Here is a 13004-nt window from a genome sequence, read left to right on the forward strand (position 1 = left end):
CGCTCCTACCCTCCGCAGAGACCGGCTGCCTAGCGTCGGGCCGATGTCTGGACACGGTGCGAAGAGCGGGCTGACCAAGCGGGAGCGGCAGGAGCTCGCTCGCGAGGAGGCGAAGGAGCGGCGCGAGGCCGAGCGGAGGCGCCGACGGCGGAACCGCATCCTCGGTCAGAGCGGTGCCGCCCTCGGTGTGCTCGCGGTCGTCGCCCTCGTGGCCTGGAACGTGTGGTCGCAGCAGGCCGTCGCGAGCATCGGCCCGGCGAACATGCTCAGCGACGGGATCGTGCTCTCCGGCTCGGACTCCGCCGCCACGGCCGTCACGACGGCGCCGATCGAGGCGGACGCGCAGCCCGTGGCGACCGATGAGGCGACGGCGCGCGCCGGCGGCGTCGTGACCGTCGACCTCTACGTCGACTACCTCTGCCCCTACTGCGGGCAGTTCGAGTCGGCGAACTCGGCGAATCTGGAGTCGTGGCTGACGCAGGGCGCGATCACCCTCGAAATCCATCCGATCGCGATCCTCGACTCGTCGTCGGCGGGCTCCCAGTACTCCAGCAGGGCCGCGAACGTCGCGGCCTGCGTGGCGGACGAGGACCCCGACCGGTTCCTCGCCGTGCACGAGGCGCTGTTCGCGAAGCAGCCGGCGGAGGGGACGACAGGGCTCGACGACGACGCACTGCGCACTCTCGTGACGGACGCAGGCGTGACCGACGACGACGTGCTCGCGTGCATCACGAGCGGCGAGTTCAGGCCGTGGGTCGCAGCCGCCACGAAGCGGGCGACCACGCAGCCACTCGCGAACTCCTCGCTCGACAAGCTGGTGTCGACGCCGACGGTGCTCGTCAACGGGCAGCAGTACACGGGAGCGCCGGACGACGCGGACGCGTTCGTCTCGTTCATCACAGCGACGCTCGAGGCGGAGTCGTCGGGCTCGACGCCGACGCCGACGGGGTGAGCCGGGCTCTCGTCAGGGTGGTCCGGGTGCGGTTTGCAGGAGATCCGACGGATCTGCAAGATTCTGCGAGCACAGACCCATGAATCCGGCGCCATCGCCTGCAGACCGCACCATCGCCTGCAGGCCGCACGCGGCCTCGTGCGGAGGTGACGCCGGACATGCGGAAGGCCGGCCGGAGCGCGCTCCGACCGGCCTTCCGTGAGATCAGCCCTGCTTCTTGAGGCGGCTGGTCTGACGCGCGCGGGCGTTCGCGTCGAGCTCGACCTTGCGGATGCGCACGATCTCGGGGGTGACCTCGACGCACTCGTCCTCGCGGGCGAACTCGAGGCACTCCTCCAGAGTCAGCTGACGCGACGGCGTCATCGACTCGAAGGTGTCGGAGGTCGACTGACGCATGTTGGTCAGCTTCTTCTCCTTGGTGATGTTGACGTCCATGTCGTCGTTGCGCGAGTTCTCGCCGATGACCATGCCCTCGTAGACCTCTTCGGTCGGGTTGACGAAGAAGGTCATCCGCTCCTGGAGCGCGATGATCGCGAACGGGGTCACGACGCCGGTGCGGTCGGCGACGATCGAGCCGTTGTTGCGGGTCACGATGGCGCCCGCCCACGGCTCGTAGCCGTGCAGGATCGCGTTCGCGATGCCGGTGCCGCGGGTGGTGGTGAGGAACTCGGTGCGGAAGCCGATCAGGCCGCGCGAGGGCACGATGAACTCCATGCGCACCCAGCCGGTGCCGTGGTTCGCCATGTTCTCCATGCGGCCCTTGCGGGCGGCGAGGAGCTGCGTGATCGCGCCGAGGTACTCCTCCGGAGCGTCGATCGTCAGGTGCTCGAAGGGCTCGTGCACCTTGCCGTCGACCTGGCGGGTGACCACCTGGGGCTTGCCGACCGTGAGCTCGAAGCCCTCGCGGCGCATCTGCTCGACGAGGATGGCCAGCGCGAGCTCGCCGCGGCCCTGGACCTCCCACGAGTCGGGACGGCCGATGTCGAGGACCTTGAGCGACACGTTTCCGATCAGCTCGCGGTCGAGCCGGTCCTTCACCATGCGCGCGGTGAGCTTGTGGCCCTTGACCTTGCCGACGAGCGGCGAGGTGTTGGTGCCGATCGTCATCGAGATCGCCGGGTCGTCGACCGTGATGGCCGGCAGGGGACGGATGTCCTCCGGGTCGGCGATGGTCTCGCCGATCGTGATCTCGGGGAAGCCCGCGATCGCGACGATGTCACCGGGGCCCGCGGACTCGGCCGGGTAGCGGTCGAGTGCCTTCGTGATCAGCAGCTCGGTGATGCGCGCGTTGGTGTGCGAGCCGTCGTGGTGCACCCAGGCGACGGTCTGGCCCTTCTTGATCGTGCCGTTGAAGACGCGGAGGAGGGCGAGGCGGCCGAGGAACGGCGAGGCGTCGAGGTTGGTGACGTGCGCCTGGAGGGGCGCGTCGTCCTCGTAGGTCGGCGCGGGGATGTGCTTGAGGATCGCCTCGAAGAGCGGCTCGAGGTCCTCGGCGTCGGGCAGCGTGCCGTTCTCGGGCTTGTTCGAGGACGCGCGGCCGGCCTTGCCGGAGGCGTAGACGACGGGCACGTCGAGGATCGCATCGAGGTCGAGGTCGGGGACGTCGTCCGCCATGTCGGAGGCGAGACCCAGGAGGAGGTCCTGGCTCTCGGCGACGACCTCGTCGATGCGCGCATCCGGGCGGTCGGTCTTGTTGACCAGCAGGATGACGGGGAGCTTCGCCTCGAGCGCTTTGCGGAGCACGAAGCGGGTCTGCGGGAGGGGGCCCTCCGACGCGTCGACCAGGAGGCAGACGCCGTCGACCATGGAGAGGCCGCGCTCGACCTCGCCGCCGAAGTCGGCGTGGCCGGGGGTGTCGATCACGTTGATGGTGATGGGGCCGTCGGTCGCGTGGATGCCGCTGTACGAGACAGCGGTGTTCTTCGCGAGGATCGTGATGCCCTTCTCGCGCTCGAGCTCGTTCGAGTCCATCGCGCGCTCGTCCACGTGGGCGTGCGCGTCGAAGGAGTTCGTCTGCTTGAGCATGGCGTCGACCAGCGTGGTCTTGCCATGGTCGACGTGGGCGACGATCGCGACGTTGCGCAGGTCGGAGCGGGTGGCACTTGCCATTAACGGACTCGTCTCGTGTTCTCGTGCATAAAGGGGGACCCTCAATCGTAGCGCAGGCGCGCCGCGGCACGACGGAGGGCCCCGATCCCGGCCGGCCGCCCCGGTGAACACGGGGTGGACGGCGCGGGACGGGGCCCTCGATCGAGCGGATCAGACCGCGAACTCGATCCCCGCGCCGGGGATGGCGGCGAGCAGTTCGCGGGTGTACTCCTTCTGCGGCGAGTCGAACACGGTGTCGGTCGACGCGTGCTCGACGATCTTCCCCGACTGCATCACGCAGACGTCGTCCGCGATCACGCGGACCACGGCGAGGTCGTGCGTGATGAACAGGTAGGTCAGTCCGAGCTCGGCCTGCAGATCGGCCAGCAGGCGGAGGATCTGCGCCTGGACCAGCACGTCGAGCGCCGAGACGGCCTCGTCGAGCACGACGATCTCCGGCTTGAGCGCGAGCGCACGCGCGATCGCGACACGCTGGCGCTGACCGCCCGAGAGCTCATTGGGGTAGCGGCCCGCGATCACCCGGGGCAGCGACACCTGGTCGAGCAGCTCGAACACGCGCTCGCGCTGCGACGTCCGGTCGCCCACGTTGTGCACCTTCAGCGGCTCCGAGATGGTGTTGCCGATGTTGTACAGCGGGTCGAGCGACCCGTACGGGTCCTGGAAGACCGGCTGCATCGAGCGGCGGAGCGCGAGCATCTCCTTGCCGCGCAGCTTCTCGGTGCGGCGGCCGTCGATCGAGATCGCGCCGCTGGTCGCGGTCTCGAGACCGAGAACGAGGCGGGCGATGGTCGACTTGCCCGACCCCGACTCCCCCACGAGGGCCGTCGTGGTCCCCTTCGGGATCGAGAAGGAGACCTCGTCGACGGCGGTGAAGTCCTCGGCCTTCAGCCCGCCGCGGCGGATCTTGAAGACCTTGGTGAGCTTCTCGACCTCGATCATCGGCTTCGTCGCCGCCGCGGGCCCGCCCGTGTGCACGCCGGCGGCGCGGACCAGGTCGACCTCGCGGACGTCGGCGGACTCGCCGGGCACCGCCTCCGTCGCCGCACCCGCGGTCGACTGGATGCGCCGCGAGGCGAGGCTCGGGGCAGCCGCGATCAAGCGCTGCGTGTAGGGGTGCTGCGGGTTCTGCAGCACCTCCACCGAGGCGCCCGACTCGACGATGCGGCCCTTGTACATGACGATCAGCTTCTCGGCGCGCTCGGCGGCGAGACCCAGGTCGTGCGTGATGAAGAGCAGCGCGGTGCCGTCGGTCTTGGTCAGGGTCTCGAGGTGGTCGAGGATCCTCCGCTGCACCGTGACGTCGAGCGCCGAGGTGGGTTCGTCGGCGATGAGGAGCTGCGGAGCCGCTGCGAGACCGATGCCGATGAGCACGCGCTGGCGCATGCCTCCGGAGAACTGGTGCGGGAACTGCTTGAGGCGCTTCTCGGCGTCGGCGAGACCGGCGTTCTTGAGCACCTCGATCGCCTTCTCGCGGATCTCCTTGCGACCGGTGGCGAGGCCGTTGGCCTTGATCGTCTCCTCGACCTGGAAGCCGATCGACCAGACCGGGTTGAGGTTCGACATCGGGTCCTGCGGCACGTAGCCGATCCGGCGGCCGCGGAGGTCCTCCAGCTCGGTGCGCGAGGCCTTGGCGAGATCCTTGCCGTCGAAGAGCACCGAGCCGCCGGTGACCTTGCCGCTGCCCGGCAGCAGGCCGATGATCGCCGCAGCGGTCGTCGACTTGCCCGAGCCGGACTCACCCACGATGGCGACGGTCTGGCCGTGCTCGATCGTGAGGCTGACACCGCGGAGCGCCTGCACCAGGCCGCTGCCGGTCTGGAAGCCGACCTCGAGGTCGCGGACCTCGAGGAGAGGACCGGTCGGGGTGGGGGGTGTGGTCGTCATCGGAGGGCCCTCGCCTTCGGGTCGAGCGCGTCGCGCAGGGCCTCACCCATCAGGATGAAGCTCAGCACCGTGATGGTCAGCGCGGCGGACGGGTAGATCAGCGTCTGCGGGTTGGTCCGCAGGTCGCGCTGCGCCTGGCTGATGTCGTTGCCCCACGACATCACCGAGCCGGGGAGGCCGACGCCGAGGAACGACAGCGTCGCCTCCGCCGTGATGGCCGCGCCGAGCGAGATCGTCGTGACGACGATCACGGGAGCGATGGAGTTGGGCATGACGTGCCGGAAGAGGATCGCCATCCGCGAGAGCCCCGTGGCCGTCGCCGCGCCGACGAAGTCGGACTGCTTGACCCGGAGGACCTCCGACCGGAGGACGCGGGCCGTGGTGGGCCACGCGAACGCGCCGATCGCCAGGGCGATGACGAAAACGTTCCGGTTCGCCGAGAAGACCGACATGATGACGACCGCGGCGAGGATGTAGGGGATCGAGAAGAAGATGTCGCCCGCGCGCATGATCACGGTGTCGACCCAGCCGCCGAAGAAGCCGGCGAGGGCTCCTCCGATGACACCGGTGATCGTGGTGATCGCGATCACGATGAGGCCGACGGACAGCGACGTCGAGGTCCCGAAGATGATCCGCGAGAAGACGTCGCAGCCCTGCTTGGTGTAGCCGAGCACGCTTCCGTTGCCGGGACCGTCGAGGCTGCGGCCGAGGTCGCAGGCACGCGGGTCGACGGACGTGAACAGGTTGGGCAGCAGAGCGACCGCGATGATCAGGACGATCAGCGCACCCGAGATCCAGAACATCGGGCGCTTGCGGAGGTCCTGCCAGGCGTCGGTCCAGAGGTTGCTGGGCTTCTCGTCGAGCGAGACGGCGTCGATCGACGCGATCGGGGTCTCTTCGAGAGGAGCGACGAAGTGATCGATGCGGCGCGGTGCGCCGGGCGTCTCATTTGGCATAGCGGATCCTCGGGTCGAGTACGGCGTAGAGCAGGTCGACGAGGATGTTCACCACGAGGTAGAACAGCACCATCACCGTGACGAAGGAGACGACGGTCGGCCGCTCTCCTCGGATGATCGCCTGGTAGAGCGTGTTCCCGACTCCGGGAACGTTGAAGATGCCCTCCGTCACCGTCGCGCCCACGATCAGGAGGCCGAAGTCGGCGCCGAACTGGGTCGTGACGGGGATCAGCGAGTTGCGCAGGATGTGCACGGGGACGACGCGGCGGCGCGAGAGTCCCTTGCCGTAGGCGGTGCGGACGAAGTCGGAGCCCGCCGTCTCGATGACCGAGCCGCGCGTGAGGCGGATCGCGGAGGCGACGACGAACAGGGCCAGGACGATCGCCGGCAGCAGCAGCCGCTCGAACGTCGCCTGACCGCCCACTGTGGGCGGGAACCAGCCGAGCTGGACCGCGAAGAAGGTCTGGGCGATGAAGCAGAGCACGAAGATCGGCACCGACACGAGCAGCAGGCTGACCACCAGCGCGCTCGCGTCGAAGAACGAGCCCTTGCGCAGGCCGCTGATGAGCCCGACGGTGAGAGCGACGACGATCTCGATGATGATCGCCATCATGGCGAGCGTGAGGGTGACCGGGAAGGTGCGGGCCAGGATGTCGTTGACCGACTGCCCCGAGAACGAGATGCCGAAGTCACCCCGGACGACTCCGCCGAGGTAGTAGAGGTACTGGACGATGAAGGGGTCGTTCAGGTGGTACTGCTCCTCGAGACGCGCGAGGAGCGCGGGGTTCGGCGTCTTGTCGCCGAAGAGCGAGAGCAGCGGGTTCCCCGGCATGGCGAAGACCATGAAGTAGATCAGGAACGTCGTGCCGATCAGCACGGGGACGGCTTGCAGGATGCGTCGGACGATGTAGGCGAGCATCTCAGCCCTGCCGATTCCGGTGTCGCATGGTGGGAGACCTCATTCGATTCGGACCGAAACAGGGCGCTCCGCCCACGGGCCGACCGGAGTCGACCACGCGGGCGAAGCGCCCCAGTTCTAGCAGCTTAGTTCTTGGTGATCTCGTAGTAGAGCGGCACCGAGTTCCAGCCGAACTGCACGTTCGACACGGTCTCGCCGTATCCGCCGGTCACATTGGAGTACCACAGCGGGATCGCGGGCAGGTCCTTCAGGAGGACCTCCTGCGCCTGCTGGAACTTCTCGTTCGCCGAGTCGAGGTCGGTGTCGACAGCGCCCTCACCGAGCAGCTGGTCGAACTCGGCGCTCGAGTAGTCGCCGTCGTTCGAGGAGGCGTTGGTCGCGTACAGCGGGCCCAGGAAGTTGTACAGACCCGGGTAGTCGGCCTGCCATCCGGTGCGGAACGCGGTCTCGATGGTGCGGTCCGTGATCTTGGTGCGCGCCTCGGCGAAGGTCGGGTAGGCGTCACCCTCTGCATCGATCCCGAGCGTGTTCTTGATCGAGTTCGACACGGCGTCGACCCAGCCCTGGTGGCCGCCGTCGGCGTTGTAGGCGATCTTGAAGGTGCCGTCCCAGGGGCTGATGGCGTCGGCCTGAGCCCACAGCTCCTTCGCCTTGTCGGCGTTGAACTCGAGCACCTCGGCGCCCTCGAGGGAGTCGCTCCAGCCGTCGATCACCGGGGAGGTGAAGTCGGAGGCGGGGGTGCGGGTGCCCTCGAAGATCACGTCGGTGATCTGAGCGCGGTCGATGGACATCGAGATGGCCTGACGACGCAGCTGGCCCTCCTCGCCACCGAAGTGCGCGAGGCGGTCCGGGATGGTGAAGGACTGGAACACGGCGGCGGGCTGGTTGACCGCACGGTCGCCGAGGTCGCTCTCGTAGGTGCCGTACGCCGAGTCCGGGATGGCGTCGAGGACGTCGAGGTTGCCGCCCTGGAGGTCGGAGTAGGCCGCGTCCTGCGTGGCGTAGAAGGTCACCGTGAGGCCGCCGTTGACGGGCTTGCGGCCACCGGCGTAGTCCGGGTTCACGACGAGGTCGATCTGCACGTTGTGCTGCCACGCGTCATCGCCCGCGAGCATGTACGGGCCGTTGCCGATCGGGTTCTCACCGAAGGCGTCCATGTCGTCGAACGCGGCCGCGGGCAGCGGGTAGTACGCCGAGTAGCCGAGGCGGAGCGGGAAGTCCGACTTCGGCTCCTTGAGCGCCACGGTGAACGTGGTGTCGTCAACGACCGCGAGGCCGGTGAGCTCGCTGTCCTCGTCGTAGCTGAAGCCCTCGATGTCCTCGAAGAAGTAGCTGTTCAGCTGGTTGTTCGACAGCTTCGCGCCGTAGTTCCACGCGTCGACGAACGAGTTCGCCGTGACCGGGTCGCCGTTCGTGAAGGTGAGGTCCGGCTTGATCGTGATCGTGTAGTTCTGCGCGTCGTCCGACTCGATCGACTCGGCGACGTCGTTCTGCGGCGCACCCTCGGCGTCGTAGTAGACGAGGCCCGCGAAGATCTCGTCGAGGATCTTGCCGCCGCCCACCTCGTTGGTGTTCGTCGGGATCAGCGGGTTCTGAGGCTCGGAGCCGTTGGTGGTGATGATCGCGGAGGAGTCGCCTCCCGCGTCACCCCCGCCGTTGTCGTCCGAGCTGCTGCTGCAGCCGGCGAGGACCAGGGTGCTCGCGGCGACGAGCGCCAGAGCCCCGAGGCCGAATCGTCTGATTTTCACTATTCCTCCAGTGGTGTGAGGGCGCGCGAGAAGTGGTTTCTCTGACGCGGAGAGGGCCGTGCGCGTGGCGACGGCGTCGGCGCACGGGAGACTGTTGGCCACCGCGCGAATGCCTTGGACGAGACTATGTATTGACTCGCTATCTCCGCAAAAGCATGTGGGAACCGTTACACAGCGGTAACCGGGAGGTGGAATCCTTGCGTCGCGCCGCACAAATCCTGCGTGTGCAAGCAGATTCACGCACGCCATCGAAGTTGCGAAAGGATCCGGACGGTGTCCCACGATCTTCCAGGCAGGACCTCGTCACGGCGCCGGATCGGCGCGGAAGTGCTGCTCGTCCTCGGGCTCTCGCTCGGGGCGTCGGCCGTCTACTCCGTGGTCTCGATCACGAACAAGCTGACCCGGTCGGTCGCCCTCGGAGATCAGACGACGACGATCAACGGATCGCTCAGTGATCGTCCGACGTTCGACCTGATCTACCAGCTGCTCGCCCTGTTCTTCGACCTCGTGCCCGTCGCCCTCTGCGCGTTCCTGCTCTGGCAGAGCACGGGGCGTCCGCTCGGCCGCCTCGGGCTCGACCTGCGGCGTCCCGGCTTCGATCTGGGCAGCGGCGTGGTGCTCGCGATCGCGATCGGCGCGCCGGGGATCGGCCTCTACGCGCTCGGCCGGGCGCTCGGCATCACCGTCGCGGTCGTCGCCTCGCCGCTCGACACCTTCTGGTGGACCGTCCCGGTCCTGGTGCTCTCCGCGATCCGGGCGGGGATCCAGGAGGAGGTGATCGTCGTCGGGTACCTCTTCGCGCGCCTGGAGGACCTCGGCTGGGGGCGCTGGCGGATCCTGTTCGCGAGCGCGCTCCTCCGGGGCAGCTACCACCTGTACCAGGGCATCGGGCCGTTCATCGGCAACGTGATCATGGGGCTCGTGTTCGGGCTCTTCTACCAGCGCTTCGGGCGGACGCTTCCCCTGGTGATCGCGCACTCGATCATCGACATCGTGTCGTTCGTCGGGTATCCGCTGGCGGTCGCGCTGTGGCCGGAGCTGTTCGCGGCGCCGGCTGCCACCGCGACGCCGACGCCGAGCGGCTGACAGACGATCGATCCGTCACGAACGGCTGCCTCCAGTCGCTGGAGGGAGCCGTCCATGACGGATCGATCAGCGCCCGACCCGTCGGATCAGGCGAAGGCCTCGATCGGCGGGCAGGCGCAGACGAGGTTGCGGTCGCCGTAGGCCTGGTCGACGCGGCGGACCGGCGGCCAGTACTTGCCGCGGACGAGGGAGCGGACGGGGTAGACCGCCTCCTCGCGCGAGTACGGGTGCGTCCACTCCTCGGCGACGAGGCACTCGGCGGTGTGCGGGGCGCCGCGGAGCGGGTTGTCGTCGACCGGCCACTCCCCCGCGCCCACGCGGTCGGCCTCGGCCTTGATGCCGATCATCGCGTCGATGAAGCGGTCGATCTCGGCGAGGTCCTCGCTCTCGGTCGGCTCGACCATCAGCGTTCCCGCGACCGGGAAGCTCATCGTCGGCGCGTGGAAGCCGTAGTCGACGAGGCGCTTCGCGACGTCGTCCACGGTGACTCCGGTCGCCGCGGTGAGCGGGCGGATGTCGAGGATGCACTCGTGGGCGACGAGGCCGTTGTCGCCCGTGTAGAGCACCGGGTAGTGCTCGCGGAGGCGCGCGGCCACGTAGTTCGCGGACAGCACGGCCGCTCCGGTCGCGGCGCGCAGGCCCTCCTCGCCCATCATGCGGGCGTAGGCCCACGAGATCGGCAGGATGCCGGGGCTGCCGTACGGGGCGGCCGAGACGGGGGCGCCTCCGTGCACGACGGTCTCGCCGTTCTGACCGACGGCGTGCTCGAGCCGCTGCGCGAGCGGGTGCCCGGGCAGGAACGGGGCGAGGTGCGCCTTCGCGGCGACGGGGCCGACTCCGGGGCCGCCTCCGCCGTGGGGGATGCAGAACGTCTTGTGCAGGTTGAGGTGCGAGACGTCGCCGCCGAAGTCGCCGAAGCGGGCGAAGCCGAGCAGGGCGTTGAGGTTCGCGCCGTCGACGTACACCTGTCCGCCGGCCTCGTGGACGAGGCGGCAGATCTCGGCGACCTCGTGCTCGTAGACGCCGTGGGTCGACGGGTAGGTGATCATCAGTGCGGCCAGGCCCGCCGCGTGCTCGCCGATCTTGGCGCGCAGGTCGTCGAGGTCGACGTTGCCGAGCTCGTCGCAGGCGACGACGACGACCTTCATGCCCGCGAGCACCGCGCTGGCGGCGTTCGTGCCGTGCGCGCTCGAGGGGATGAGGCAGACGGTGCGGTCGAGGTCGCCGTTCGCGCGGTGGAAGCCGCGGATCGCGAGCAGGCCCGCCAGCTCACCCTGCGAGCCCGCGTTGGGCTGCAGCGAGACGGAGTCGTAGCCCGTCAGGTGGGCGAGCCAGCGCTCGAGCTGGTCGATGAGGGCGAGCGAGCCCTCGACGTCGGACTCGGGAGCGAACGGGTGCAGGTTCGCGAACTCGGGCCAGCTCACCGCCTCCATCTCGCTGGCGGCGTTGAGCTTCATCGTGCACGAGCCCAGCGGGATCATGCCGCGGTCGAGCGCGTAGTCGGCGTCGGCGAGGCGCTTGAGGTAGCGCATCATCGACGTCTCGCTGCGGTGGGTGTTGAACACCGGGTGCACCAGAAACGGCGTCGCACGATCGAGGGCCGCGGGGATGCTGCGCGCCGATCCTCCGAGGAAGCCGGAGGAGGAGTCGAGGTCGCCGATCGCGGTCGCGACGGCGACGACCTCCTCGGCGGTCACGGTCTCGTCGATCGCGACGGCGACGGTGTCGGAGTCGACCAGGCGCACGTCGAAGCCGGCGTCGCGAGCACGGCCGACGGCCGCCTCCGCGCCACCCGGCACGACGACGGCGACGGTGTCGAAGAAGTCGGCGTGCCGGAGGGAGTGGCCGCGATCGAGCAGCAGGCGGGCCAGCAGAGCGGCGTTCGAGTGCACGCGCTCCGCGATGCGGGCGAGCCCGTCCGGTCCGTGGTACACCGCGTACATCGCCGCCATGACGGCGAGGAGCACCTGCGCCGTGCAGATGTTCGAGGTCGCCTTCTCGCGGCGGATGTGCTGCTCGCGCGCCTGCAGCGAGAGGCGGTAGGCGGGGTGGCCCGCCGCGTCCTGGCTGACGCCGACGAGGCGGCCGGGGAGCTGGCGCTCGAGTCCCTTGCGCACGGCGAGGTAGCCGGCGTGCGGTCCGCCGAAGCCCATCGGCACGCCGAAGCGCTGGGAGGTGCCGACCGCGACGTCCGCGCCGAGCTCGCCGGGCGAGCGGACGAGGGTGAGCGCGAGGAGGTCGGCGGCGACGACGCCGAGGCCGCCGTGGGCCCTGACGGCGGCGAGGACGGCCGACGGGTCCCACAGGTGGCCGGAGGCGCCCGGGTACTGCACGAGGGCGCCGAACGCCTCCGGGATCCGCTCGGCCGGGGTCTCGGAGAGCGGGAGCTCGACGATGCGGATGCCGACCGCCTCCGCCCGGCCGCGCAGCAGCGCGAGGGTCTGCGGAAGGGCGTCGGAGTCGACGACGAAGACGTCGGTGCGCGCCTTCGACGCCCGGCGGGCCAGCAGCATCGCCTCGACGACGGCGGTGCCCTCGTCGAGCATCGAGGCACCGGCGGTGTCGAGCCCGGTGAGGTCGGAGACCATCGTCTGGAAGTTGATGAGCGCCTCGAGGCGGCCCTGCGAGATCTCGGGCTGGTACGGCGTGTAGGCCGTGTACCAGCTCGGGTTCTCGAGGACGTTGCGCTTGATCACCGCGGGCACATGGGTGCCGTGGTAGCCGAGACCGATCAGCGGGCGGCGCACCGTGTTGCGCGAGGCGAGGGCCCGGAGCTCGGCGAGCGCCTCCGTCTCGGTCGCGGGGGCGGGGAGGACCGGGTCGAGGTCGCGGACCTGGATCGAGTCGGGGACGGCGGCGGCGACGAGGGCGTCGACGGAGTCGTAGCCGAGCGAGGCGAGCATGGTGCGCTGGGCGTCGGCGTCTGTCCCGATGTGGCGCGACTCGAAGTCGCCGGGGGTGCGGGGGGTCGACATCTACTCTCCGACCAGCTCGCTGTAGGCGGCGGCGTCGAGCAGGCCGTCGGGCAGGGCGTCGAAGCGCACCTTGATCAGCCAGCCCTCGCCGAACGGGTCGGAGTTGACCAGCTCGGGGCTGTCGACGACGGCGGAGTTGGTCTCGAGGACCTCGCCGTCGACCGGCGCGAAGAGCTCGCCGACCGACTTGGTCGACTCGATCTCACCCACCACGCTGCCGCCCTCGACGCGGGAGCCCGCGTCGGGCAGCTCGACGAACACGACGTCGCCCAGCTTGTCGGCGGCGTAGGCGGTGATGCCCACGGTCGCGGTGTCGCCGTCGACGAGGATCCACTCGTGATCGGAGGTGTACTGCAGTTCGGTCGGAACGGCCAT

Annotated in this window: 9 protein-coding genes; 2 read left to right on the plus strand and 7 right to left on the minus strand. The window is 69.3% G+C overall.

What is annotated here, in order from left to right:
- Positions 1 to 43 precede the first annotated feature (43 nt).
- The gene (locus tag ASG06_RS18230; RefSeq protein WP_056044994.1) at positions 44 to 952 is read left to right on the plus strand and encodes a DsbA family protein; all 909 of its coding nucleotides are present in this window, start codon (positions 44 to 46) and stop codon (positions 950 to 952) included.
- 204 nt (positions 953 to 1156) lie between these two features.
- Here ASG06_RS18230 and typA read toward each other — a convergent pair whose 3' ends face one another.
- From typA to ASG06_RS18255, 5 genes are all read right to left on the minus strand, one after another.
- Positions 1157 to 3061 (minus strand): translational GTPase TypA, encoded by a 1905-nt coding sequence (typA, locus tag ASG06_RS18235; RefSeq protein ID WP_056044996.1) that lies wholly within the window; start codon positions 3059 to 3061, stop codon positions 1157 to 1159.
- A 150-nt stretch (positions 3062 to 3211) separates the two neighbouring features.
- Positions 3212 to 4945, minus strand: coding sequence for a dipeptide ABC transporter ATP-binding protein (locus tag ASG06_RS18240; RefSeq protein ID WP_056044997.1), 1734 nt, complete (start codon positions 4943 to 4945; stop codon positions 3212 to 3214).
- Positions 4942 to 5901: an ABC transporter permease gene (locus tag ASG06_RS18245; RefSeq protein WP_056044999.1), complete on the minus strand. Its 960-nt coding sequence runs from the start codon at positions 5899 to 5901 to the stop codon at positions 4942 to 4944. Before ASG06_RS18245 ends, ASG06_RS18240 begins: the two co-directional genes overlap by 4 nt.
- On the minus strand, positions 5891 to 6820 hold the full coding sequence (locus ASG06_RS18250; RefSeq protein WP_056045001.1) for an ABC transporter permease: 930 nt from the start codon (positions 6818 to 6820) through the stop codon (positions 5891 to 5893). Before ASG06_RS18250 ends, ASG06_RS18245 begins: the two co-directional genes overlap by 11 nt.
- Before the next feature lie 125 nt (positions 6821 to 6945).
- Positions 6946 to 8568 (minus strand): peptide ABC transporter substrate-binding protein, encoded by a 1623-nt coding sequence (locus ASG06_RS18255; protein WP_056045003.1) that lies wholly within the window; start codon positions 8566 to 8568, stop codon positions 6946 to 6948.
- Positions 8569 to 8841: 273 nt separating this feature from the next.
- On the opposite strand from ASG06_RS18255, the gene ASG06_RS18260 reads away from it, so the two are divergent.
- Positions 8842 to 9654 (plus strand): CPBP family intramembrane glutamic endopeptidase, encoded by an 813-nt coding sequence (locus tag ASG06_RS18260; RefSeq protein WP_197409462.1) that lies wholly within the window; start codon positions 8842 to 8844, stop codon positions 9652 to 9654.
- Positions 9655 to 9740: 86 nt separating this feature from the next.
- Here ASG06_RS18260 and gcvP read toward each other — a convergent pair whose 3' ends face one another.
- Complete coding sequence (gcvP, locus tag ASG06_RS18265; protein ID WP_056045005.1) at positions 9741 to 12629, minus strand: aminomethyl-transferring glycine dehydrogenase; 2889 nt, start codon at positions 12627 to 12629, stop codon at positions 9741 to 9743.
- Complete coding sequence (gene gcvH / locus ASG06_RS18270) at positions 12630 to 13004, minus strand: glycine cleavage system protein GcvH (protein WP_056045007.1); 375 nt, start codon at positions 13002 to 13004, stop codon at positions 12630 to 12632.

Source organism: Rathayibacter sp. Leaf185 (assembly GCF_001423885.1).
Lineage (GTDB): Bacteria > Actinomycetota > Actinomycetes > Actinomycetales > Microbacteriaceae > Rathayibacter.